This is a genomic window from Nocardia sp. NPDC058518, assembly GCF_042719655.1.
GTDB lineage: Bacteria > Actinomycetota > Actinomycetes > Mycobacteriales > Mycobacteriaceae > Nocardia.
Genome location: NZ_JBHXNJ010000022.1, coordinates 53,712 through 78,812 on the forward strand (window position 1 = coordinate 53,712; position 25,101 = coordinate 78,812).

General features: G+C 66.5%; 23 protein-coding genes. 20 read left to right on the top strand and 3 right to left on the bottom strand.

The window, feature by feature from the left end; translation table 11 throughout:
- Positions 1-101: 101 nt before the first annotated feature.
- The 3 genes from ACFWPX_RS29900 to ACFWPX_RS29910 form a co-directional block, all read right to left on the bottom strand.
- Positions 102-2,006, bottom strand: a complete 1,905-nt coding sequence (locus tag ACFWPX_RS29900) for a hypothetical protein (protein ID WP_378931029.1) — start codon at positions 2,004-2,006, stop codon at positions 102-104.
- Positions 2,007-2,388: 382 nt separating this feature from the next.
- Positions 2,389-2,613, bottom strand: coding sequence for a hypothetical protein (locus tag ACFWPX_RS29905; protein WP_378931031.1), 225 nt, complete (start codon positions 2,611-2,613; stop codon positions 2,389-2,391).
- 723 nt (positions 2,614-3,336) lie between these two features.
- On the bottom strand, positions 3,337-3,819 hold the full coding sequence (locus ACFWPX_RS29910; protein ID WP_378931033.1) for a helix-turn-helix transcriptional regulator: 483 nt from the start codon (positions 3,817-3,819) through the stop codon (positions 3,337-3,339).
- Between the two features lie 126 nt (positions 3,820-3,945).
- Here ACFWPX_RS29910 and ACFWPX_RS29915 point away from each other — a divergent pair, with 126 nt between their 5' ends.
- The 20 genes from ACFWPX_RS29915 to ACFWPX_RS30010 all read left to right on the top strand — a co-directional run bounded on the left by ACFWPX_RS29915 (position 3,946) and on the right by ACFWPX_RS30010 (position 25,099).
- Positions 3,946-5,022 carry a hypothetical protein gene (locus ACFWPX_RS29915; RefSeq protein ID WP_378931035.1) on the top strand — a complete coding sequence of 359 codons (1,077 nt, stop codon included), beginning with the start codon at positions 3,946-3,948 and terminating at the stop codon, positions 5,020-5,022.
- A 23-nt stretch (positions 5,023-5,045) separates the two neighbouring features.
- Positions 5,046-5,813 (top strand): hypothetical protein, encoded by a 768-nt coding sequence (locus tag ACFWPX_RS29920; protein ID WP_378931038.1) that lies wholly within the window; start codon positions 5,046-5,048, stop codon positions 5,811-5,813.
- The gene (locus ACFWPX_RS29925; RefSeq protein WP_378931040.1) at positions 5,810-6,679 is read left to right on the top strand and encodes a MinD/ParA family protein; all 870 of its coding nucleotides are present in this window, start codon (positions 5,810-5,812) and stop codon (positions 6,677-6,679) included. The genes ACFWPX_RS29920 and ACFWPX_RS29925 overlap by 4 nt, the downstream gene beginning before the upstream one ends.
- On the top strand, positions 6,676-8,289 hold the full coding sequence (locus ACFWPX_RS29930) for a cutinase family protein (RefSeq protein WP_378931042.1): 1,614 nt from the start codon (positions 6,676-6,678) through the stop codon (positions 8,287-8,289). Before ACFWPX_RS29925 ends, ACFWPX_RS29930 begins: the two co-directional genes overlap by 4 nt.
- A gap of 50 nt (positions 8,290-8,339) precedes the next feature.
- Positions 8,340-9,932 (top strand): peptidoglycan DD-metalloendopeptidase family protein, encoded by a 1,593-nt coding sequence (locus tag ACFWPX_RS29935; RefSeq protein ID WP_378931044.1) that lies wholly within the window; start codon positions 8,340-8,342, stop codon positions 9,930-9,932.
- Positions 9,933-10,478, top strand: coding sequence for a hypothetical protein (locus ACFWPX_RS29940; RefSeq protein WP_378931046.1), 546 nt, complete (start codon positions 9,933-9,935; stop codon positions 10,476-10,478).
- 10 nt (positions 10,479-10,488) lie between these two features.
- Positions 10,489-11,145, top strand: coding sequence for a hypothetical protein (locus tag ACFWPX_RS29945; protein WP_378931048.1), 657 nt, complete (start codon positions 10,489-10,491; stop codon positions 11,143-11,145).
- Positions 11,146-11,196: 51 nt separating this feature from the next.
- Positions 11,197-11,481: a hypothetical protein gene (locus ACFWPX_RS29950; protein WP_378931050.1), complete on the top strand. Its 285-nt coding sequence runs from the start codon at positions 11,197-11,199 to the stop codon at positions 11,479-11,481.
- Positions 11,481-11,738: a hypothetical protein gene (locus tag ACFWPX_RS29955; protein ID WP_378931052.1), complete on the top strand. Its 258-nt coding sequence runs from the start codon at positions 11,481-11,483 to the stop codon at positions 11,736-11,738. The genes ACFWPX_RS29950 and ACFWPX_RS29955 overlap by 1 nt, the downstream gene beginning before the upstream one ends.
- 8 nt (positions 11,739-11,746) lie before the next feature.
- Entirely contained in the window at positions 11,747-12,379 is a 633-nt protein-coding gene (locus ACFWPX_RS29960) for a hypothetical protein (protein ID WP_378931054.1), read from the top strand.
- A 28-nt stretch (positions 12,380-12,407) separates the two neighbouring features.
- Complete coding sequence (locus tag ACFWPX_RS29965; RefSeq protein WP_378931056.1) at positions 12,408-13,256, top strand: hypothetical protein; 849 nt, start codon at positions 12,408-12,410, stop codon at positions 13,254-13,256.
- Positions 13,241-14,764 (top strand): hypothetical protein, encoded by a 1,524-nt coding sequence (locus ACFWPX_RS29970; protein WP_378931058.1) that lies wholly within the window; start codon positions 13,241-13,243, stop codon positions 14,762-14,764. The genes ACFWPX_RS29965 and ACFWPX_RS29970 overlap by 16 nt, the downstream gene beginning before the upstream one ends.
- A 19-nt stretch (positions 14,765-14,783) precedes the next feature.
- Positions 14,784-16,319 (top strand): SCO6880 family protein, encoded by a 1,536-nt coding sequence (locus ACFWPX_RS29975; protein WP_378931060.1) that lies wholly within the window; start codon positions 14,784-14,786, stop codon positions 16,317-16,319.
- Positions 16,320-18,026, top strand: a complete 1,707-nt coding sequence (locus tag ACFWPX_RS29980) for an ATP/GTP-binding protein (protein ID WP_378931063.1) — start codon at positions 16,320-16,322, stop codon at positions 18,024-18,026.
- 3 nt (positions 18,027-18,029) lie between these two features.
- On the top strand, positions 18,030-19,946 hold the full coding sequence (locus tag ACFWPX_RS29985) for a type IV secretory system conjugative DNA transfer family protein (RefSeq protein ID WP_378931065.1): 1,917 nt from the start codon (positions 18,030-18,032) through the stop codon (positions 19,944-19,946).
- A 2-nt stretch (positions 19,947-19,948) separates the two neighbouring features.
- A complete protein-coding gene (locus ACFWPX_RS29990; protein ID WP_378931068.1) occupies positions 19,949-20,563 on the top strand; it encodes a DUF4913 domain-containing protein in 615 nt (204 codons plus the stop codon).
- Positions 20,564-20,574: 11 nt separating this feature from the next.
- Positions 20,575-22,983 carry a hypothetical protein gene (locus ACFWPX_RS29995; protein WP_378931070.1) on the top strand — a complete coding sequence of 803 codons (2,409 nt, stop codon included), beginning with the start codon at positions 20,575-20,577 and terminating at the stop codon, positions 22,981-22,983.
- On the top strand, positions 22,980-23,453 hold the full coding sequence (locus ACFWPX_RS30000; RefSeq protein ID WP_378931072.1) for a DUF4913 domain-containing protein: 474 nt from the start codon (positions 22,980-22,982) through the stop codon (positions 23,451-23,453). Before ACFWPX_RS29995 ends, ACFWPX_RS30000 begins: the two co-directional genes overlap by 4 nt.
- Positions 23,454-23,723: 270 nt before the next feature.
- Positions 23,724-24,077 (top strand): hypothetical protein, encoded by a 354-nt coding sequence (locus tag ACFWPX_RS30005; protein ID WP_378931074.1) that lies wholly within the window; start codon positions 23,724-23,726, stop codon positions 24,075-24,077.
- Between the two features lie 119 nt (positions 24,078-24,196).
- A complete protein-coding gene (locus ACFWPX_RS30010) occupies positions 24,197-25,099 on the top strand; it encodes a tyrosine-type recombinase/integrase (protein WP_378931076.1) in 903 nt (300 codons plus the stop codon).
- Positions 25,100-25,101: the final 2 nt, after the last annotated feature.

Below are 25,101 nucleotides of genomic sequence, written 5' to 3' on the forward strand. Positions count from 1 at the left end.
CTACAGTTCCACACGCACGGTGTGGAACGAATTCTGTTGCGCTCGCTCACGATTCAGCGTGCACCTCGGATCGGAGTGTCGGATCCGGCATCGTCGGCCGCTCAGTTCTCGTCGATGAGGACTGCTCCGAGCTCGTTCATCAGCAACGACAGCGCGAGTTCGTCGGGGTCGGCGGCGACGTCGTTCGGAGGCGCGCTGCCGGGGTCGGGGAAGTCGCGGCGAGCGCCGGGGGCAACGGATTCCATGTAGGCGTCGTGGTCGGCGGCGACGTCCGAGGCGCTGGTGTATCCGACGATTTCGCGGGCGGACCAGTTGTCCAGCACCAGGTCCCAGAATTGCCAGAAGTCGGCGCGTTCACGCTGATGACGGGCGATTCGGTCGTCGCGGCGCTGGTCTGCGACTGCGGTGAGGAGGGGGACTCGGCGGGGGGAGCGGTCGGTTCGGGAGATCCAGCCGTGGCCGTAGTCCGCCATGCCCTCTGCGGCCAGGCCGGCGGTGGCACGTGAGACGGTGGCAGGGCTGACTCGTGCGGCGGCCGCGAGGGCGCGGGGGCTGACCGCGGCACCGGGGGAGGGCTCGATCGCGGTGAGGATGGTGTGGACCCACCATGTCGAGAGGCCGAGCTCGCCCCAGACCGGGTCGACGGGCTCGGGTCGGGCTGCGAAGGCCTCCCATTCGGCGGCGTGTACCGGTTTACCTGCGATCTGGGGCGTGACCAGGGAGAGGCGGTCTCCGGCATGTGTACGGGCTGACCAGGCTTCGATGAGGCGGACCGGAGATCCTTCCGCCGCGATCAATTTTCGCAGGATGAGCCGGGTTGTGTCGTCGCCGAGTACCCCGGCGGCGACTGCTAACCATCGCCCTCCCATGGTCGCGGATCCACGGCCGCTGAGCGAGATCGCGTAGGCCAGAGCGGTTACTACGGCGAGTGCTGAGAACGTCTGTTTCCCTGAAAATTCACCACTTTCGAGAATCCACTTCCGTGCGGCCGCAAGTTTCCAGCGAATTGGTCGTAGAGCAGGCATCCCCCCCGTGTGGACTTGCTCGGGTTTATGCGCGGAATCAGATGATTTCCCTGCGATCTTCGCGGCTGCTCTGCCGCGGGCATGGGTGATGGCTTTGGTCCACTCGATTGCCAGGAGCCGGCGGCCGTCGCGGCGGCTGGTATAGGTCGCCCAGAACGCGGCCCAGGCGGGTTGGTGGGTAGTGGCGCGGAGGTCGGTTAGCGACCAGCCGCGTGAGGCGTGATGGAACAACACGGCTTGACGAGACTCGCTGGGGGACTGGTGGTGCGACGGCACCGCACCATGGGCGCAGAAGTCCGCGACCCACCACGGAACAGGCTTGCGGGTCGGCGCCGGATCAACGGCGTAGTCGTCGTCGATGACCAGATCGGTGACGTCAGAGGAAGACACGTCGCCGGTGTCACCGCGGCCGCCGTGGTGCGCGGGTTCGCTGTCACGGCTGGAGAGGAAGAGACCAGGCGTGGCGGCCGCTCGGAGACGTCCGATCAGACCGGGCTCGGAGCGGCGGTCCAGGGTCTCGAGGGCATCGTCGAGTGTGCCGCCGAGCAGGGTGCGGAATCCGCCGCCCTTGCAACGTGATCCGGGGATCGTGATGCAGCCTTGCTCTGCGTTGAGCATCGGCTGTGCGTCTAGTGTCGGCAGCAGTGCGGTGAGCTCGCGGTACAGCGGCCGGATCGAGCTCTGCGAGACCGACTCTCGGAGTGGGACGTAAAGGTGTACGCCCCCACGGGGACTCACGTCGATGAACCAGCGGCCACCGACGGCGTCGAGCCAAGTGGTGATCCGGTCAACATCTCGAACGACGGCGGCCCGGCGGTCGGCGAGATTGCCGCTTTTCGGCGGATCGAAGTCGAAGTACAGCGTTCCGACGCGCTCGGCGCGGTCGTGGGTCATGACGGCGGCGGGGCGGTCGGGGAGCCGTCCCCAGTACAAGCGGGTGCTGTCGTCGTACTTGCCGGACTTCGCGTCGTGTAGCCGCATCCAGTGGCGGCCGGCTAGCCGGGGGGCGAGCGCGCGCCACAGTCGGTGGGCGGTTTCGCGATCGTCGAACCCGTTCGGGGGCTCGAGCAGCGCTGGTGCGCTGACGTGGTCAGAGGAGTAGGTCTCAGATTGGTCGACACGGCCTGATCCAGTAGCGCTGGAAAATGGACGTGCGGTATCCTCGACCCCAGGTTCCTTCAGCAAGAGTGGTCCTTCTCTAGAGGATGCTGAGGGTGCCGCCAGCGGGGACGAGTTCGCAGCTCGTCCCCCGAGACTTAGATTGATGACTCTCGGCTCTGCCAAAGCCGGGGGTCATTAGTCTTTTCGGGGCACTTTGGGTCTATTCAGTTGTCGTACTACCGCCGGTTTCGGCGGTTCCGGTTCACGCGGACTCTCGCAGTACCTCCTGGCCCAAGTCGCGCAGCAGTTCTTCTTCTGGGACGCCCGTTTCGCGCGCAAGGAGCGCGGTCACGAAGCGTCCGGCGCTGAGCCCACGCTCTTTCGCGATCTGATCGAGGGTGGTCTTCGCAGCTTCCGACAGCCACAGCCTCTTCGCGACCAGCGTGAATTGCGGGTCGGGTCCAGGTTTTCCGCTCTGACTTGCCATACGGACCATCCTTACATGCGTGTGATTCGAGAGCCTAGGCGACACGCGGAACCCTGGGTCCAGAGACTGGGCAACAAAGTCCCGAGCCTCGGAAGAATCCGGTAGTAGGCCGCCAACGCCAGTGATCGCCTGGAGCACAGAGTAATACGGACACACCCTCGATGAGAGGTGCCGGGTCGGACGGAGCATCGACTGCGGACCGCGTAACCTCCTGTAGCTGAACACTTCTCGCCGATAGGCAGTGGACGAGACCGAGCAACATGTGGGACTGCCCAAGACGCCACGTAAGTCGGACCGCAATAGCGTTGCGCAGAGGCGATACCCAACGCCTATGATCTTGAGGCGCCCGTGGCGCGTCATCGCTTAAGGGGAACAGGCGGTGTCTAGGCTCGGTCGGTTGACCCTTGATTCGTTTCTCTCACCCTGTATTTCCGTTGTCGCTCGCAGCTCGTGCTCTGCCAAGAACACCACTTCAGCAACAACCACACCCTGTACGGGGTGCAGGAGGTCATGGTGCCGGGGGGATCGACTATGCCGCCACACCGCGATGAAGTCCATCGCTGGCGCAGAGCGCGGGGTTGGTCACCTTCGGATGTCAGTCCGCGCGTGTCCGAACCCGGATGGGCGGCAAGTGAATGTCGGCCCGGGGGAGAAGCCCCGCGCGATCGGGACGCGGGAACTGCTTGGTCGGCTGTGGCGTGGAGCTCGCCGCCCGAGAGTCCGTCAGCGAACGCGGCCGCGGTTGTAGGCGTCGACGACTTCCGCGACCGGCAGCCCAAGGGCTTTCGCGAGTCGTCGACCGACATCGTCGGTGAGGTTTCCGTGACCGCGTTCCAGCACCGCGAGCAGCCCACTCGAAACCCCCACCTCTGTGGCGAGCATCGGCTGGGTGCGCCCGGACAGTTCCCGCAAGGTCCGCAGTGTGCGCTCGTCGGCGGGGACATCGATCAGGGCGGACATCGGGAGGTCGAGCGCGGCGGCGGTCGCGGCGAGCTTGTCGGGGCTGGGGCTGCGAGTACCACGAACCCATGTCGAAACTGTCGCGGTCGAGACCGACGGTCCAGCTTGGTCAGTGGGGTTGAAGCCCTTCTGCTGGCGCAGGATCGCGGTGGCTCGGGCGGCCAGCTCGCCTTGGGAGATGTCGGCGGCGCGTCGGGCTGCCTCCAACTGATCTGCGCGGAACCCGCGCATCGGCACTCGACTCATCTCTCAGTTCCGCCCATGGTCGGACATCGTGCCCCATCCCCGAATGTATTGTCACAGAGCAGCACAATGCCCTGTAACAATAATACGTTACAATAAAGTACGATTCATCGAATCATGAGGAGAGACATGGCAAAACGCACTGTCACCGCGGTGATCGCATTGCAAGCTGCTGCCGCGGTTGTCGCTGGTGTCGCACACGCCGCACCTGGACAGCCCGGTCTGGCCGCACCGGAACAAGGGCAGCCGGGACTGAGCACCGCACCACAGCCGCCTGCCGCGGTGCCGATCCCAGTCGACTACCTGCCGCCGGTGGAGTCTTTGCCGACACCTTCGCGGCCACGGCCTCGCGCCCAAACGCCCGAAGTTCAGACCCTGATTCAGCCTCCTGCGAGCAGTGAGCTTCCAGCTTCGCAGCAGCTGGAGACGACACCGATCGTGCCCGCCCGGCTGGAGTCGGTGCGCTATGGCTCGGCGAATGTGGCCGTGCCGGAATGGGTCGACCCCACGGTCGCTCGTCGCGTCCAGGGGTACAGCGACGTGGCCGAATGGTGGATGGCCGACGCATTCGACAGGGCAGGGCTGGCACCAGAGGAAAGTGAACGCCGCGCGGCCGCGGCAGTTGCTGGCGGCGTGACCGGCGCCGCCATCGGCGCGCTGATCGCTGCGCCGGTTCCGGCGGTCATCGGCTGCCTCGGCGGCGGTGCTGCGGGCGCGTTGATCGGTGGTGGTGTCGGCGGTGCGATGACCGGTGGTGCTGCGGTGCTACCAGGTGCGGCGGCTGGATCTGTCATCGGTTGTGCCGCCGGAGGTGTGGGCCTCGGGCTTGTCGGCATGACGATCGGTGCGGCGATCGGTGGCGCCGCCGGTGGCATTGCTGCGGCGACCCTGGCAGGTCCGGCCAATCTCGCGAAGCCGAGCGGACCCGATCCTTTGGTCAGCTTCGAGGCCGCTGCGGTGGATCCGGTAGCGGTGGTGGAGTCGTTCACCGAGTCGGTAACAGTCCAGGTCAACGCGGCTGCGCCACGGGTGGAGTCGGTGGTGGATCAGGTCGCGGCGTCGAGCCCGCAGGGCGAGGCGGTCGTGACTTCCCTTCGGGGAGCGATCGACCAGCTGCCGACGTTCGCACCGGATCAGTTCGGGCCACTGACGGCCGGGCTCAATGATCTGACCGCTGCTGCCTCGGCCGCGGTCGGCGCAGCCTAACTACCAGGACGGGGGTGCTGAACATGTCGGGAGACGACAAGGCCGCTGCTGCGGATTGGATGGCGTGGGCGGTGGCGAACGACAACGCCAGCACCCCCGCCCCGGAGGGGCAGCTGGCACAGCCCATCGACGACGGCGACGAGATGGACTCGACGGTGTACGCGGCGCCGTTCGTCGATCACAACGACCCGATGGTCGCGATCGCCGCATCCGTGCGTGAACGCGATCTCGCGCGGCGGCGTCGACATCGACTGTTGCGCACCACCGGCATCGTCGGTGGCGTCGCGGCCGCCGGCGTCGCGGTGTTCGTCGGTGCGCTCGTGGTCGCGACCCCCGATGCACCGGAAACCACGGCGGCCACCGTCGCGACGCCGTCGCTGGTTCCGGCCGTGGCGACTACCTCGGTGGCGGCTCCGGCGCCGTGGTGTGCCGAAGTCGACACCCTCGGGCGGGCAGTGAGTTCGGGGCCGGGCAACCTCGACACCGAGATGGGCGTGATCGTGTTCCAGCAATACGCCTGGTACGTGCTGCGCGATGCCGACAAAGCGCGCTCGGTGCTGGCGCCGGACGCGGTAGCGGCGTCACCGGAAGCCACCCGCGACGCGGTCGCCGCGGTGCCCGCGGGGACCAAGCACTGCGTCGTGGTGAGCGCGCGCGAGGCGAACAAGTGGAACGTTCAGATCACCGAACGCCACGTCGACGGCTCCGATGTCACGTGGGAGCAGGTCGTGACCACCGCGCAGCGCGACGGCGCGATCGCGATCACCTCGATCACGGCGGCCCCGAAATGACCCTGCAGATCGACCTCGACGCGATGAACAACGACTCCGCCCCTGACTCGACACTGCACAACCCGTCACCGCCCGGATCGCCGACGGATCTGGTTCCGCTGCGCGGCGGGGCAGGACGGCTACTCCGTCCGGCCTTCCCGCCGGTCGTGGTGATGGGCGCGGCGGGCGGGGCGGGCGCGACCACCACCACGCTCGGTCTGGCAGCGGCGCTGGCCTCGGAAGCCGAGCCTGACGACGAGATCTGGCCGGGCGCGATCGACGCCACCCTCGGCGGCGGGGATCTGGCGTTGCGCGGCTGCGACGGACACAAAGCGACCAGCTCGATCCAAGAATGGATCCTGGCCGATGCGCCGGGGTTGCCGAACACGATCGAGGAGTACGCCGGATTCAGCTCGACCGGAGTCGCGGTGATGGCGCGCACGCCCGATCCGCTGCCACGGCGCGAAAGCTACGTCTCGGTGCATCGCCATCTCACCGACGGCGGGATCACCCCGATCTATGACGGGGGAGCGCCGGTGACCAACCGGGCACTGACGCCGCTGTTGTCCGATCCCCGTGTCGGGCTGGTGATTTCGGTGACCGCGCGCAGCGACACGCTCAGCCGGGTGTCGGTGCCGTTGCGCTGGCTCGATCAGCACTTCGGGGAGTTCGTGATCGGCGATGCCGTGTTGGTGCTCTCGCACCAGAGCCGAGACGTCAATCCACACCTGGCCAAGCAGGTGCGCACCGTCATGGGGTCGTGGGTGCGCGCGATCGTCGAGATCCCGTTCGATCTGCACGTTCATACCGGTGGCCCGATGTCGTGGCATCGGCTCGCTCCGGAGACGCGAACGGCGTTCCTGAAACTGATGGGAGAGTTGCGATGAAGAACCCTCAGCCGTTGTGGCGCCGGGGTGGTGTTGTCTGCGCGGTCGCGGCGCTATCGGCCGCGCTGGCGCTGGGGGCGGTGCCGGCCACCGCGCAGCCGCCCGCGCCACCGCCCCCAGCGGAGGCTCACGATGGGCGGCCGCCGCAAGGCGAAGCGGCGATTCCGTGCACCCCCCTGCACGTGATCGGCTTCCAGGGCACCGGCCAATCCGGTGACAACGCCAATCCCACTGTCGATTCCGGATTCCTGGGCGACACGGTCACCAAACCGTTGTTGGGGGAGTCGGTGCGCGGGTCGGTGTCGCGCCAGTTCGTGCCCTACTCGGCCGATTTCGGCTTCTCGACCGCGACCTACATCCAGTCGATGACCAGCGGCGTCACCACGGGAATCAAGGTGATCACCGACTACCTGGGCCGCTGCCCAGACTCGAAACTGGCAATCGTGGGCTACTCGCAGGGCGCGCAGATCGCCGACGAGATCGCCCGCATGATCGGTGGCCGGGAACCCAACGCACCAGCCAAGGCCGACCAGGTCGCGGCGGTGTCGCTGTTCTCCTCACCGATCCGGCCGAACAAGGCCGAGATCTTCCCGACCGGTGCCGGGTCCTCAGCAGCGAAATACCCCTCGTCGTCGACCACGACCTCGACGCCCGGCACCGTGGTCAGCCAGCGGCTGAGCCCGTCCGCGCCCCCGGGTGTGGACGCGAGCGCACTGGCCGGGTTGCAGTTGGGCGCGGTCGCACCGGCCCCCGGTGGTGGCTTGTCCACGCCGTTGAGCAAGTCCAACGGCTATGGCGCGCTCTCCGGCAGGGTCGCTTCCTGGTGCAATGCTGGTGACCTCGGGTGCTCGACGCCTGCGGATGCGCCGTTGGCGCGGGTCGTGGCCAATATCGGCGGTCAGTCGCACTTTTCGGCGCAAGACCCGCTGCGCACGGTCAGCGACATCGCGACCGCGCTCGGTGGCTCGGTGCTGCGCACGGGTGCCTCCGCGCTGGCCAACGACATCAAGTTCGACAACGGCAAGTTCTCGATCGCGACGCCGAACAAGACGCTGATGGGTCGCCTCGCCGAGAACACCGATCCGCGCTCTACCGCCGACAACGACATCATCCGCAATGTGCTCAAGGTCGGCGTGATGGGTTTCCAGGCCGCGGTCTCTGTCGCTCAAGATGTCCTCACCCCGGCCAACATCGCCCAGATCGCCGCCGTCGGCCTGGTCGATCCGCTCAGCGCCTTGGTGACTTTCGGGACCAAGCTCGGCGGCGCGGTGCTCGAACTCTTCCCGCCCGCCACGATCAGTTCCGGTGTGCGCTACATCTTCAACGAGATCAGCAAGGACGTCACCGACAACGCCGGGTTGGTGCAGATGGCAACGGATCTGCGCTACTGGGACACCGCGCGCCAGCACATGTCCTATGACTCCGCGCAGGTCGGGGTCGAGGGCCAGTCTCCGGCGAAGTTCACCGTGGAGTGGTTCACCCGACTCGCCACCGCGCTCGAGCAGAAGGCCGCGAAGTCGACGGCGAAGGTGACCACTCGTCCTGCGGCTCCGGCGCAGGCGACGTCCAAGCCCTCGGTGTCCCCGACGACGGCGACGACTACGCGCTGATGAGTGGACAGGGTGCGGTTATTGCAGCGGCAGGAACGGTAGGTGTGCTCATGTCGACCACCGTGCTGATCGTGCTGGGCGGGCAGTTCGAGGCCGACTCGGCCACGACCTGCGGTTCGAGCGCGATGCCCGACGAGGCGGTGTTGGCCGGTGCGGTGGTTCCGCCCGCGGCCGCCGCGCCCGATGCTGCTGCGACCGCACCCGCGGTGGCCGGACGCCGCGCGATGCCGATGGCCGAAGGCACGTACACGATTTCGGATGTCTTCGGCTCCCGTGGCGGCGGCCACAAGGGCATCGACATGGCGGCGACCGACGGCACTCCGATCTATGCCGCGACCGACGGCACGGTGGTCGCGGCCGGGCCCGCGTCCGGCTTCGGCAACTGGATCGTCATCGACACCGTCGACGAACAGGGTCGTCCGCTCTCGACGGTCTACGGCCACATGTGGGACGAGGGCGTCAACGTCGCTGTCAATCAAAAGGTCGTGGCCGGGCAGCCGATCGGCAAGGTCGGTTCCAACGGTGAATCCAGCGGGGCGCACCTGCATTTCGAGGTCGTGCCGGGCGGGCGTTTCGGCGGCGGCACCCAGATCGATCCGCAGCCGTGGTTGGCCGGTGCGGCGACCCCGGACACCTCCACGGCGCCGGGGCCCTCGAGCAGGTCCGGCTCGGGAGGTTCCGGCGCCGACCGTGGCGATGCCTGTCCGCCCGGATTCGGCACGCCCGGTGGCGAACTCAACCAAAACGACATCCCCGACGACCTTGTGGAGTGGTACCGCAAAGCAGGCTCGGTGTGCGCGGAGATTCCCGGGTCGGTGCTCGCCGCCCAGGGCAAGCAGGAAACCGGCTTCCGACGCGGGCTGACCTCGCCGATGGGGGCGCAAGGTCTGGGGCAGTTCCTGCCCGGCACTGCGGCGAGCACCAGTCCGCTCGACGGGCAGCCCTACGTCATCGACTCCGACAACAGCGGCACCGCCAGCGTGTGGGACGACGGCGACGCGATCATCGGCCAAGCCCGCTACATGTGCGCGATCGCGGCGAAGGTCACCGAGTGGAAGAACCAAGGCCTGGTCACCGGCGACGTCGTCGAGCTGACTTTGGCCGGGTACAACGCGGGCGAGGGCGCGGTGCTGGCCTCGGGCGGGATGCCCAATCAGTACCCCGCGCACTTCACCGAAACCCAGCCCTACGTCGCGAACATCATGGCGATGGAACCGGCCTACCGCGCCGCGGGCTCGACAGGCCGGTTCATCCCGACGCCGGGCGCCAACGCCTCCGCGATCGTCGAGGCCGCCCACGACTACCTCGGCACCCCGTACATGTGGGGCGGGGGTGGCCCGTCCGGGCCCAGCGGCGGCGGCTTCGACTGCTCCGGACTCACCAGTTACGCGGTCTACCAGGCATCCAACGGCTCGATCACCTTGCCGCGCACCTCGGAGCAGCAATGGGAAATGGGCACAGAGGTGCCTATCGACCAGGTGCAGGCCGGCGACCTCGTCTTCGGCATGTGGAGCGACCAGGGACTACCTGGCCATGTCGGCATCGCGATGGGGGATGGGCGCATGATCCACGCGCCGACCACGGGCGAAACGGTCAAAGAAGCCCCGTTGCAAGAGGGCATGCGCGCCAAGAGGGTGATGTGAGTGAACCTCAAACCCATTGCAGTGCTGGTCATTTCAGCATCCATCTGCTTCACCGCCGTTGCGTGTTCGGGCAGCGAGGACACCGGTGGCGCCGCGCCCTCCGCGCGCCCGCCGGGCTGGCCCGCGCCGATCACCTCCGCCGGTCCGGCCGCGGGCGATGACCCCGACGCTGTCGCGGGCGCCGGAGTTCGCGAGATCAACACCCTGCGCCCGGCACAGGAAGCCGCCGACGATCCGATCCGCCGTGCCCGCCCATGGCTGAGCGAGGCGTTCACTGCGCGCCTGGGCCCGGCCGCGCCCGCCGCGAAAGGTTCGCTCGAATGGGCGGACTGGGCAAATGACCGTGCACAGATCGACGCGCAGGTTCTCGTCAGCGGGGAGCGCCCGCCGCACGAAGCCGAGGGTCACGCCGACCGCAAGGTCGGCGTGACGCAGACCGTGACCTGGCCAGATGGCCGCCAACAGACATTGCCCACTTTTACCGTCACGGTGGCGTTGACCGCCACGAGCAGCGGGTGGCGAATCGACGGACTCCGTCGGTGGTGAAGGAGAAACTGTGAACGACGTTCTTGCCACACATGCCCGCGCTTGGCCGCCGGTGCCGATGTGGAACCGCAGCGTTGCCCCGACCATGCCCAACCGGCAGGCGCCGATGCTGTGGCTGGTCGGAATGCACGGCGGGGCAGGGGTTTCGAGCCTGACGGCGTCGCTGCCGTTCGCCGGTGACGCCGGTACGCGCTGGCCCGGCAACATCGGCGCTAGCAAGGGACTTGACTCGCCATTCGTCGTGGCGGTCGCTCGCACACACCTGCACGGGCTGGTCGCGCTGCACAACGCGCTGCTGTCACACATGAACGGCGCGACACCGGTCAACACCCAGCTGGCCGGTGTCATCACCGTCGCCGATTCAGACCGCCCGCTGCCCAAATCGGTACAGGTGCGCCGCGACACGATCGAGTCGCTGGCGGTGGAGTTGGGCGGGGCGGCGTGGCGGCTCGGATGGATCGAGCCATGGCGTTCGCTCGAACAGCGCGAACTTCCCGCCTGGGATCACCGCAGCGCAACACCGGCCAAGGTCGGCGACCGCGATGCCCGGCTGGTGCCGCCTTCGACCGTGCAAACCCTCGCCCACTCCATGTACACCACCGTGGGCGAGGCAGTCCGCAGATACATGTTCGCCAACCCCCATAGCTCGCAGTCCGCCGCGGGCTGACAAGTCGAATAGCCAACTACCACAACAGTTCTCGAACAAGGGATCACACACATGATGAAGTCCACTATCGATCTCCTCACCACCCTGGCTCAGGACGCCGGGATCACTATCGTCACCGTCGCCCCGCCGAACTCCGACAAGTTCACCAAGCTGCTCGGCGTGGGTTTGTGGTTCGCCGTGCTCGCCTGCATCGGTTTCGGTATCTACTCCGGCGTCCAGCTCGCGAAGTCGTTCGCCGAAGGCACTCAGACATCTAGCGGAAAGATGGCTCCGATCGGCGCCGCGATCGGAGGAATCATCTCGACCACCGCAGCGTCGTGGGTGACCTTCTTCTGATGGAAGAGAACCTGTTGGCAGCGATGGAGCTACCACCGGCCGATGTCGTCGAGCCGCTACTCACACTCGCGGGCTGGGTGATGTGGCTGGTCTTCGGGGCGTTGGTCGGTGCGGCAATCAAGTCCGGCATCGAAGTCGCGATTGCCTTCAACCGTGGCGAAGGCCTCGATGTCGCGATACAGAAGCCGATGACCATCGCCATCTGCGCGGCCTTCGGCTCGTCGCTTTCCGGCTGGGCCGCGTTCCTACTCGTATGAGGACACCGATGAAACCATCGAAATTCGCTGCCGCTGTGGCGATCCTGTGCGTCGCGGTCACCGTCTCGTGCGGTATCGACGACGACGGCGGCACCGACGTGGCCGAGCTCGACACAACAACCGCACCGGCATCACCTCGCTGGGACAACTACCGCGGGGTCTATGTGCCCTTCACCGCCGACGGGCCGACCCAGAACGTCAGCTCGGTCGCACCAACGGGGTACAAGCAGGTTCCGCAAGGCGCGGTGGTCGCTGCGATGCAGGCCCAGGTCCGGTTGGCGTTGACCGCCGACGACAGCTGGAGCCCTGTGGCCCGCACGTTGGTGCTGCCCGGACCGGGCCGCGATGCGTTCACCACCTCGCGGGTCTTGATGTCGACGACCAAACCCGCCGATCCCGCCGAGACCGCACAGTTCGCGGGGTTCCGCGTCGAAGGCTGGTCAGACCAGGCCACAACGGTATGGCTCGCGACGCGGATGCCCCAAGGGCAGCTCTCCGCGTCCCCGACACGGATGGTGTGGCGCGGTGGCGATTGGAAGGTCGAACTTCCTGCCACGCAAACACCCGACGCGGAGGGTCGGGTACCGACCGACCCGGTAGTGATTCTGACCTTGCAGGGCTACACCGAATTCCACCGCTAGAACAAGCACCGTCGCTAGAAGGAGCACCGTGAAAGACACCAAAGACACCAAAGCTGCCACCGGAATCCGCGCGGCCGGTCAGTGGCTCATCGGCAGCAAGACCACGTTCTGGTTGGCATTCGGGTTCTTCGGGTTCGCCATCCTGGCCGGCGCAGGCGTCTTGTTCGCACGGTTCACCTCAGGCGACGACGCAGCCGCCGCGGGCACGACGAGTTCGGCGGCCGCGCCGACGACCTCGGCGCCTGCGGGCGGCGGATTCGGGACACCGTCAGCGGATACGCTCGGCCGCCCGGTCGAGCATCCGAGAAACCCTGCGGGACAGCCACTCGCGCAGACCCCGGCTGCTCCTACCGACTACCAGTGCGAACTGCCGCCGAACTGCCCGGCGGCCGAAGTACCGCAAGGCCTGATGTGGCAGGAGGTCAAGCCGTGGGTGTTGCCCTTCTCCACCTCTGCGGGACCCGCACGGGTCGAGGGGCCCTTGGCATTCGGATTCCAGCGGAGCCCCCAGGGCGCTGCGCTCGCTGCCTGGCAGATCGCGTGGCGCGCGGCATCGAGCAGGGAGAACTTCGACTTGTTCCTGGCCCGGCAAGCAGCCGGTGAGCCACAGGACTTCGAGTCGATGAAGGCCACCAAGGATTGGGACTACTCGGATCGTGTCAGCGCGGCCAAGCGCCCTTCGGCGTTCCGGATCACCGGCTGGCAACCGTCCGGCTTCGCGGTGATCCAATTCGCGGTCCCTTCGACACCTGGAACCTGGTCCGTCATCGCACTGAATGTGGTCTGGCAGGACGGAGATTGGAAGCTTCGCGCGCCGGGTGGCAGCACGCAGCATTCCCAAACCCTCGTGTCGTTGGCTGGGTGGACGCAGTGGTAACCCACCGTCTGCTGGCTCGAACAATCGGGTGCCTCATCGCGGCCTTCGCGCTCCTGATGATGGCGTCGACGGTCGCCATCGCGCAGTCGCCGTCCACGCCACCCACAACAACCGCGCCCTCGTCCCCGACCACCACAGCAGAGCCGGACTTGTACGAGCCCTGCCGAGAGATCGGCGAAACAGTTCCGGGTCTCGGGGAAGTCCTGGAACTCGGATGCGACGTCACCCAAGCCGCCACCAACCCAGGTGAAGCGGCGAGCGAGGCGGGCAAGGGCTTCTTGGAGAAGATTGCCGCGTCATTCGCGAAAGGTTGGACGAACGCGATCACCATGATGTTTTCGTGGTGGTATCGGACACCGATCACCGGGTCGACCAATACCGACGGCACCTCCGACACCGTCGAGCAGGTCCATAGTTATTTGGGGTTCCTGCAGGTCCTGATGTTCGTCGTGTGCATGGGCTTGGCGTTGGTGAAGATCGCGTGGGCGAGTGCACAGCAACGCGCGCTCCACGTTCAGCAGACCAATACCTATGTGGTGCGCACGGTCGTAGCTGCTTCGCTGGCAGCGAGTTTCGTGATCGGCGCCGATTCCGCGATGCGTGGGTTCAGCGTGTGGCTGCTGTCCAAACTCGCCGCTACCGACGATCCGGCTGCCGCGGTTGAGCGGTTGATCAACGTCGCCGCGATGGGGAACGGTCTCGGTGCCGCGCTGCTGTTGACGTTCGCCCAACTCGGGATGTTGGGGTGCATCGCTCAGATGGTGTTCATCATGGTGCAGCTGGCGGTATCGAAGCTGGCATTGGGCACGTTGCCGCTCGCGGCTGCTGCCTCGGGGACCGAGCCTGGGATGCAGACCTACCGCAAGCTCATGGCGTGGGTTGTGGTGTTCGTGCTTTTCCCACCGGCTACCGCGCTGATCTACGGGCTGGCGCTGTCGATGTCGCTCGGCGCTGAAGATGCCCAAGGCACCCTGGCCGGGCTCGTGCTGCTGACCTTGTCGTGCTTTGCGTTGCCCGCGCTGGTCCGGCTGATCGTTCCGATGGCTGCCCAGGCTGCAGGCGGAAACAGTGCCGGAATGCTCGCCGGAGCAGGTGCTTTGGCGACGGGCGCAGTTCCGATCATGAGCAGCACGTTGCGTGGCGGCGGCCAACCTCCTGGAGGTGGTGCCGGGGCGCCTCCTGGTGGCGGCGGCCGCTCCGACGGTGATGGGCCGTCGGGTGCGGTCTCCGTCGTCGGTGGTGGCGGCGGGCCCACCGGTGGTGGTGCTCGTGGCGCGTCAGGCGCACCGGGGGCGGCGCGCACGACGGCGGGTGGTCTCAGCGGAGGTGCGATGGCAGGTGCGGGGCCGGTCGGCATGGCCGTGGGCGCTGCTGGCCAGCAGCTGGGTTCGACGGCCGGTCAGCTCGCTGGTGGTGCGCGTCAGGCGATCGGTGACTCGACTTCGCCGCCGCCACCGTCGGCCTCCGGCTCGATACCGCCTTCTGGCGGCCGTTCCGACAACCAGTGACCAGGGACAGGACTCGACGATGGTGAACCAGCAACTCAGCCCGGAAGAACGGCCTACCTACGGGCCCGGCCGCGAGGTCCGGCGAACGTTTGCCTATGGCCTCTCGCGAGGCATGTTCTACGCGATCTTCGTCTCGATTCTGCTGGGTGTCGTGATCGCGCTGGTGGGCTTCCGCACGGTCGGGATCGGCTGGGCGGTGCTGAGTTTGGTCTCGGCATGGCCGATGTCGCAGCGGATCGGCGGCAAGACGATCTATGAGCAGTTGGTGTTGGAACGCAAATTCCGCCGTGAGCGCCGTAGCGGGCGGAACGTACTGCGTGCCGGCCCGCTGTCGCACGCGCCTGGCGGGCGTACGCGCCTGCCCGGCGTCGCGGCAAGCACCGAAATGTGGTGGGGCATAGACAAGTACGGTCGCCGATTCGGCATGATCCGGATGCACACCACGGGCCAATACACAGCGGTACTGCGCTGCTCGGCCCGCGGCATGACTGGCATGGAGCAAGCCGCGATCAATGAAATGGTCGCTCAGTGGGGCGACTTCATCGCGACAACCGGGCAGCCCGGTGACATCGCGGGCATCGTTCCGATCGTGGAGGTCTTGCCCGAGACCGGTGCCCGTTTGGGCGCTGAGATCCGCCGCATCGACTCCCCGAACGCACCGGCGCAGGTACGCGATTGGTTGCAGCAGGCCGGATCCGGCCATGACGCCGACGCCAACGGCACCCAGCTGCACACCCGGATCGCGATCACCTGGAACGCCCGCACCGCAGCAAAGAAACAAGACCCGATGCTGATGCTCGCCGATCTGGCCGAACGCATACCAACGATGTGCGAGCAGTTGCGACGCGTCCAGGTGGTCGCGACGCCGATGAGCGATCACCAGATCGCGGCCACGGTGCGGCGTTGTTTCGAACCCCGGCTGACCGTCGAAATGGCAGTCGAGCAGTTGATGCGCTATTCCGGCGAGCCCCCCGCGCACGAGATCATCGACTGGGTCGACGCCGGACCGATCGCCGCAGATGACAACGATCGCGCCACCTACTCCCACGACAACGCCTACTCGCGGTGCTGGGTCATGACCGCACCACCCGCGGGCTTCTTCAACGAGACGGTTCTGAAACCGCTGATGGAACCGCGTGCCGACATTCCACGCAGGCGGCTGGCGATGTTCCTGCGACCGCTCAACCCCACCGAAGCCGCAAACAGCGCGCACAAAGATCTGTTGTCGGCGACCGCGGACGTGTCCGGTGCGCGTGGCATGACCTCGGCGCGCGCGGAACTGAAGCTGCGCGCTACCCACCAGGCCCGTGACGAGGAAGCCAAAGGGGCGGGCGTCGTTGATCAGGCAATGATTTTCACCGTCTCCGCCGACAGCCGCGCAGAACTCGAGGCAATCGCTGAGATCGTCGAAAAGGACTTGTTTCCGGCGGCACGGATCCAGATGCGACCGGCGTATCGAACGCAGGCCTCGACCTTCCTCGCCGGGCTGGGCATCGGCGTTCTGCTGCCTGATCACGCCTCGGTCAGCAAGACCCTGCAGGGAACGGGGGAGTAGATGCGATTCACCTACCGCGGCCGCCGCTTCTTCGAGGACCGCGTCCGCCATTCCTACCGGGAGTCGACCCCGAAAGTCGGCTCGGGAAACCCCGATCTGCTGGCAGCGAGCCGACGCGCACGCCGCGAAGCCGCGCGAGAGCGCGAACTCGCCAAGCGCCAAGCGTTCAAAGAGGAAGTCGCGCGCCGTGATCCGTCTCCGCGTGAGCCCAAGTGGCGCCGCTCAACTCGGCTGACCGCGACCGGATTGCAAGGTCCGGGCGGAGGTTCTACCGACGTCATCGACGTGCCGATGATGTTCCGCTCCACCACCATGCACGCGTGCGGGCTGTTCCCCTGGGTCCAGGGCGATACGCACCCGATGATCGGCACCCCGCACGGCAGACAGATCGCCAACGGCCGCACCTTCTGCTACGACCCGGTCTCGGCGACCTACCGTTCCCGGATCCAGAACACGCCCTCGGCGTTTGTTCTCGGGCTGCCGTCCTTCGGGAAGTCGACCTTCGCGCGCAAGATTTTCGCTGGTGAAGTCGCCGCAGGCCGGATCCCGATGGCGTTCGCCGACACCAAGGGCGAATACGTCAAGTTGGTCGAGTCGGTCGGTGGTGTGGTGATCCGGCTGGGACACGGCCACGGTCACCTCAACCCGCTGGCGGTCGGAGCACTCGGCTCGATCGTCCCGCGCCTGGAAGAGGCGGGCCGCCATGATCTGGCCAAGCAGGTCAAAGCCGATGTGCTCGCACGTCGCCGCCGCCTGGTGCAGGGTTTGTGCGAGATCGAGCGCGGCGAGCCGTTGCGTCAGATCGAGCGCAATATCCTGGGTCGGGCGCTGCGATTGCTCGACGACGACACCCGGTTCGATCCCGAGAACCCGCCGCTGATCAGGGATCTGAGCCAGTTCATCGAGAACCCACCGGCCGAGTTGGTGCGCACCGCCCGCATCCGCAACACCTCCGACACCGCGGCCTACGCCGACACCGTCCGTGAGCTGTTGGCCACCCTCGACGCGCTGCTCGACGGTGATCTGGGCACGGTCTTCGCCGAACAGACCACCAAACCTCTGGATCTGACCGACCAGCCGCCGACGGCGGTCTGTGTCGACATCTCGACGTTGTCGGCCAGCGAGGACAAGCTGTTGGCCGCGGTGATGTTCGCGTGCTGGGAGGACGGCTTCGGTGCCGTCGAGGCCGCCCATGTTCTCGCCGACGCCGAGCTGGGCCCGCAGCGCAACTTCTTGACAGTGATCGACGAGCTGTGGCGAGTCCTCAACGCCGGGCCGGGCATGGTCGAGCGCATCAACGCCACCACCCGGTTGACCCGCACACTGGGCACCGCGCTGCTGATGATCACCCACACCGTCAAAGACCTCGAGTCGTTGGCCGAAGTCTCCGACATCAAGAAGGCCAAGGGCTTCATCGAACGGGCCGGGGCGGTCATCGTCGGCGCGCTCCCTCGCGAGGAAATGGAAGCCCTCGATCAGATCGTGCCCTTCACCTCCACGGACAAAGACCTCGTATCGAGTTGGAGCACACCAGGTATGCGCGATCCCGACACCGGTCACGAAGCCGCGTCACCAGGACGTGGGTGTTTCCTGCTCAAGATCGGCAGCCAACGCGTTCCAGGCGTCGCCTTCCGTACCGAGCTAACGCAGATCGAGATCGACAACAAGTGGCACGATACCGACGCCCGCTTCGCCACGGCGGCGTGAGTGATGGCCAATCCAGATAAGGCGCCCTACCCCGGCGACTCCAGCGCCGGGCTGTGGACTCTGGGCGGCATGCTCGCCCTCTACGTCTCGGCCACGGTGACGATGTGGATCTCGCTGACACTGGCCGGGGCCGACCCGGCGAACCCGATCGCTTTGCCGATGGCGCTGGCCACCGGTCACCAACCGTGGCCGACGGCAGCGACGGTGGTGATGGTCATCCTTGTCGCGGTACAGGTGTGGATCTTCGTCGTCGCTTGTGTGCGCTGGCTCCGGCGCACGGCTGCGCTCGGGCGCTTCGACTTCAAAGCGAAGTGGATGGCGACGCGCCGCGATGTCGCGGCGCTGAGTCTGCCGCAGACCTTGGTCAAGAACGCCGAGCTCGGCGTTCCGAATTGGCCCGGCATTCCGTTGGGAACGTTGGTGACGCCAAAGGGGACTCCTGACTACGACAAGATCCGCACCCAGCAGGTGCCCGCCGACATGCTCTACACCAACGCCGAACAGCTCACCATCGATATCTGGGGTCCGCGGAAGGGCAAGACGAGTACCCGCGTGATTCCGGCGATCATGGCGGCTCCCGGCGCGGTGGTCACCACGTCGAACAAACGCGACGTCGTCGACGCGACCCGTCAGATCCGTGCCGACCGAGGCCCGGTGTTCGTCTTCGACCCGCAGGGCATCATCGGTGACAAACCCCAGTTCGCGTTCAACCCGATCGCGGCGATCCGCCGTGGCCCGCGCAACAAGTGGGACACCCGCGCCGAAGAAATCGCCGACATCTTCCTCGCCAACGCCACCCCGGCCGGCTCCACTCCGGACGCATTCTTCGACCCGGAAGGCCGCGATCTGCTGGCGCGTCTGCTGTTGGCCGCCGCGATAGCGGAGCACCCGATCACCAAGGTCTACCAGTGGATCATCAAACCGACACCGGCACCGCTTGCCATTCTGCGGGCATCGGAATTCACTGCCGCAGAACAGGCTTTGTCGATGTTCATCGGTTACTCCGACCGGCAGAAGGACGGTCTGTTCGGCACGGCCAAGAAGATGACCAATGTCCTCGGTCGGTTCATCACCTCCGAGTGGGTAGAACCGACCGACGAGGCCCCTGAATTCGACGCCGAGGCCTTCCTTCTCGGCAACGGCACCATCTACATCCTCAGCCAGGAAGGAGTGTCTTCTGCCGGGGCGCTGGCGACCGCACTGACCTGGTACCTGCTCGACACCGCCGAGCAACTCGCCAACGCCAACGGCGGCCGTATGCCGATCCCGCTGGTTGCCGCACTCGATGAGCTGGCCAATGTCGTCAAATGGCCCGGCCTGCCAGCAAAGTTCAGCCACTACGGCTCGCGTGGCATCATCGTGCTGGCCATCCTGCAGAACTGGTCTCAAGGCGTGAACTGCTTCGGCGAAGAGCCGATGCGCCAAATGTGGTCTGCTGCGCCGATCCGCTTCTACGGAGGCGGCGAGGCCGACGACAAGTCCCTCGAGATGATCTCCAAACTCATCGGCGACTACTTCGAGATCACACGCTCGATCAGCAACTCCCGCCAAGCCGGACTGCTGTTCGCCTCGGGCCAGGGAGGCGCGCACATTTCGGTCAATTCCGATGTCCGCGAACGCACCCTGTTTACCGTGGCGAACCTGGCGCAGTTGCCGACGGGCCGCTCGATCATGCTCTGGGGCGGGAAAGCGGCGCTGGTGCGCCCAGTTCCGTACTGGGACCGCGACTACGCCGACGACATCGCCGCGTGCATCGAGGCCAATGATCCCAGCGCGGCGTTCCGCAAGCAATCTGCGGCGGTTGCCGCCGAGCGAACTGTCGCGCTCACTCGCCGCCGACGAGTTGAGCAGCAGCTGAGCCGAATTCCCCGCCCGCGTGCACTCGACCGTGCCCGGTCCAAGCCCCCCAATCGGAGATAACCATGACCTCCAACCACATCGATCTTGGTCTGGACCCCGATGTCGAGGACCAGTTCGTCAAGCTCGCGGACAAACGTGGGCGCCCGGCTCTGCGCGAGCTGTTTTCCGGCCTGTACGACAGGGCAATAGCCCAAGCCCTCGACCATAGCGACAACGCCGACATCGCCCGCCAGCTCTCCGATGTAGCCGACGCTGCTGCCGCGCAGTGGGTCAAAGAGCTGCGCAAACCCGACGGCGGACCCACCGACAAGCTGATCTTCGACAACCTCGAACAGTTCTGCACACAGTTCTTCTTCGAGCTCTACGCACGCGACACCACCTACTCCAACGCGATCAAGTGGTGCTGCGACTGGTGGGCCCATCCCGAGGCACAGGTGCGACTCGAGGCGATCTGGCGGGCCTGGGAACAACTTCGCCGCGACGGCGGGACCGGGATGAGCACGTTCATGCGCGACCACGCCGACCACCACATGGCCAAACTGTTCGATCCCGAAGGGCCGTTCAAGTACTGCAGCGCAGACGGCCACGAAAGCGACGAGGAGGGCCGGGTCAAAGCCCTTGCTCACACTCCCGCGCCCACCGGCCTGTTCGCCCGCCCCACCACCAACCAGCCCTAGAGGGGGAGTAGATGAGTGAACTGGAAAATCCTGGCCGCGACGTCGCGGTGGCACTGCGGTCGCTGCTGTTGGTCGCCTCACGTCTGGCCGAGCTCGCCGCGCGACGACGCGAACTGATACTGCGCCGCGCCACCCAACAATCCCAGCAGGCCTACCGAGACACCCAAACTCGATTCAACGCCGAGCGGAAGCTAGCCGAAGACCAGCTGCGCGCCGTCCGCTCCACCATGAACGCCCTGGCCCGCGTCGATCCGAACCAGGTCGCCAACGCCTACCAGACCGCGGCGGCGTGGCGCGGCCAATCAGCCCTTGCCGACGAAGTCATCACCTCCGTCGAAACCTACATGCGTTCCTTCGGCATCGACCCCGATCAACTGCGGGCCGCGGGAACACAATTCGCGCGCCGCGCCGAACCCTCCGCACGCCCCGGCCTGACCTCCGAGATCACCGCCACCGACACCACCCTCGCCACCGACGGCACCGATCCGTGGCGCAGCCAGCTCAGCGAGGAATCGCGACGCATCGGCGCCGCGATACAGGAATCCGGACTGCCCCAATCCTCACGCGACGCACTCGACGCCGCCGACCGAGCCACGATCAAACAGCACGGCCACCAGACGCTCGGCTGGGAACCCAGCAGACAGGTCGACGACACCGCACTGCTGACGTGGCGTGTCGATGAAGCCACTCGGTGGGCGCGCGAGCACCACCATGTCGCCGACCTCGCTCTGTTCGCCGCGCTGATGTCCGACGACGACCCGGTCGCGACCAACAACGATGAACTCGCCACCGCCCGCGCACAACTGGTCGCGCTGTGGATGGACTCACGGATGCGCACCGAAAACGGCATCGCCCAAATCGACCTGATGCGCATCTCGGGCTCGGCCGCGCAGACCCAGCTCGACCGCGCACACGCCTGGGTCCAAGACACCGACGCCGACTACTACGTGGACTGGTCACGCATGCGGACCGTCGATCCCGCACGCGCCGACGCTGAACTGGTGCGCCACTTCGAATCCGATGTGGCACGGCAATGGGCCGGCGAGCTCGGCGACGACCTGTGGAAGCACGGCTTCGCCGCCGCGGTCGCCCGCGACCCGGACGCCGACCTCGACGACGTCGCGCGCCGCGTGTGGACCGCAGCAGGCAAACCCGCGCCCTCGTTCGACCCCGCCGTCACGATCGTGCCGATTCAGCAACGGTGGGCCGACCAAGTCGCTGCTGCGAACGCGTGGGCGCGAAGCGCCGACACCGACGCATGGGACCAGTGGCGGCGGTGGCGTGAAAACCCCGACCACCCGATCGCCGACCGTGCGCGCGGCGACGCCGAACTGGTGTCGGACTATCACAGCGTCCAAGCCGAGGAATGGGTCAGTGCCGCCCGCACCGCCGGAACCCTTTCCCCCGCCCAACACCCGCGCACACCCGATCAGATGATGGCCGCGTGGCGCATCCACACCAGCGGACAAGTCAACATCCGCGAAGCCGCCCAAGGCGAAGACAACGTCCTGAGCCGCGCCATGAACTGGCACCGCAGCCAAGACCCCTTGGGTCACCTCGCATGGAACGCATCCATCCAGGCCGGCGACGACAACCACCGCCAGCAGGCACTCGAAGAACTCGTGCACGACTACGAAACCCACGAAGCACGCCGGTGGGCGCAGGCCGCGGAAACCCTGGCGATCGTTCCCGAGGGCACCGCGAAACTCGAAGCCGACGAGGTGATCGCGATGTGGCGCAGCTACACCGACGCCGTCCGCACCGACAAAGCACAAGCCGCCCAAACCAACACCGAGCAGCCAACCGCAGGCGGTCCTGCCCAGGCCACGCAACAGTCCGAGCAACAGGCGGGGCAATCCCGGCAGCAGAGTGGGCAGCGCCGCCAAAATGAGAAGTCTTTGGCGGATCTGGTGCGAGGCAGCGTGCCCGACAGCCTCCTGGCGAGAGCCCAATGGCGCCAGGCCGTGGAGCCCGCGTTCCGGACCTTCCGGGGCTTCAACATTCCCGCCAGCGAACTCGCCAACGCGGTGCGCAAAATCAATTTCGCTGAAGCCACCAAGCCGATCGGCTTGGTCATCTGGACGCTGCGACAAACGGCAGGGCCAGACGCAGCTGCGAAGTTCGACGAAGCGCGCCACAATCCGACTCCTGAACCAGGTACCGATAAGACCAACACCACCGGCCAAGCCAAGGGAGCGGCCTGGGATTCGCAACAAAGTCGCGACCAGCGTGCCGCCGATCTCAACGCCAACACCAACATCGACCCTGCCGCCGCACGGGCACGCAAGCTCGCCGACCTCGCCTTCGGCACACCACCGCGGTCGGCCGTCGACGACGCCACCGGCAAAGAGAACCCCCGCACATCTCCCAACCAACAGCAGGAACAGCAGCGCCAACGCGGCAAGGGCCGCTCGGCGTGAGTGCCGATCCTGCCGAGCTCGTCGCCGCGCTCGTCTCCGAGATAGCCAAGCTCACCGCGGCCAACGCCGCACCAAAGGAGAAGAAGAAACCGCAACCGCCCGTCTGCGAGTCGGTCTTCGAGTGGGTCGCCGACTACCTCGCCAACGTCTATTGGCGACCCACAGCACCGTCGATGCAACAGCGCGACAACCACTGGTGTTCAGCATGGTTCGAGCACCCCGAAGCGCAAGGCCGGCTCAACCTTCTCTGGAAATTCTGGGAAGCCGCACAGGGCAACGACGAAGCCATGCTGCGCTGGTGGAAGGAGGCCGATCACCACATGAGCAAACTGATGTCGAGCACCGGCCCGTTCTCGCTCTGCACCAAAAAGCACGCCGATCCTGAACGCCTGAAGGTCGACGCGACACCAGCCAAGTTCCTGCAAGGCGACGATCCACCTGACGACGACGACCCTCCAGACGAAGACTGACCGATCCCTCATCGACGGCCGAACCGGCTCTAGACTGGCGACCCGTTCTCGTGGCAAGGTCGCCAGTCTCTGCTCCTCATCGGTGTCGTCAAGAATCCCCACCCGCCCCAACCTTCCTGCCGTGCAAGCTGATGTGCCGGAACGCGGGCATCGGTTTCAACCCGAACACCGCTGCCCCGACGAGATCAGCACCGGCGCCATCATTGACGTCCCGCCGAACATGTCTGGCGCCCGAAGAGCGCCAACCTGCACCAGAACGGAGCACCCCCAGTGACCGACCAACACGATCACAACTCGATGCACTACCTGCTGCGGATCACCGCTGACGACGGATGCGAAGACATCGACATCGAAGTCCACGACGCCGTGCCCCGGATCGGTGAACAGCTCAATTTCGGGATGCGCAACCGGAGCCCTGCCGAGCGCCTGCTGGTCACCGTTACTGACATCGAGCACTGGATCGACGACAACCCGCCCAGGCGGCTCACGGTGGTGATCACCGAGATCGGCGACGATCCGTCCAGCCGCGCCCTCCTGCACAGCTTCTACGATGAGGACACCCTGCAGGCGTGGCTGGCACCGTACTTCCCCCTGCTGCAACCCGATCGCCCCGCGGCGGTGTAATCCCATCGCGGCGGATTAGTAGACGCCACTGCGGCACATAAGGCCACTAATCCGACCGCCGCCAGTATGTCGGTGGGATCTGTCATCGTTGTGGTCACTACGTGCGCAAGGAGGACAGCATGGACGACAGTCGCTCAGGACTCGATGTCGCTGCCCTGCAGCAGATGAGGCTACCGGCTATCCGCGCATTCGAGCAGTCACTGGCGGCCTCGCGATTCGCCGACAAGACGATCGCCACATACATCGAGCGAGTCGGCGAGTTCCTGCGGTGGCTCGCGGCCAGCGCACACTCGCATGCGCTGACCAACGCCAATAGCCTCGACTCTGCAGTGGCTGACTATGTCGGCGATCTACGCGAACGCCGCGCCGCACCGTCCACGATCAACGTCAGCCTGGCCGCGCTCGACCAGTTCGCCGAATGGCTTTCCCTGGGAGATGTTCTCGCGCCCCGGGAAGTGGTCGACCAGATCATCCCGAAGACCCTCAACGCGGCCGAGCAACGGAAGCTTCTGTTCTCCGCCGAAGGCCGGTGGATCCGCGACTACGCGATCGTGGTCCTGCTCCTCCACGCCGGCCCCCGCGAGTCCGAGATCCAAGCCCTCGACCGCGAGCACCTCGACCTCGAATCCGCCAGCGGCGGCAGCACCGTCCTCGGCGCAACCGGACCATGGCGTCGACGATTCCCACTCGGGCCCGGCGCCTGCACGGCACTGCGGCTATGGCGGGCAGAACGCACCAGGATCCTCGGCACCGACGCCGACGGACCGCTGTTCGTCTCGCGCACCAACGCCCGCTCGCGTCTGTCGATTCGCCAGATCGACCGCATCGTCCGAACGATCGGCGCGGCCGCCGATCTCACGATCTCGCCCAGCACCCTGCGCAACACCTGCGAGCAACAGCTACTCCTCGAGGGACATCACCCGAATGCGGTCGCCGCGCTGATGGGTCAACAGAGCAGCAACCGCGCCCGCGTCGACGCGCTCGCTCCGATCCCACAACTCGAATTCGACTTCACGGCCTAGCC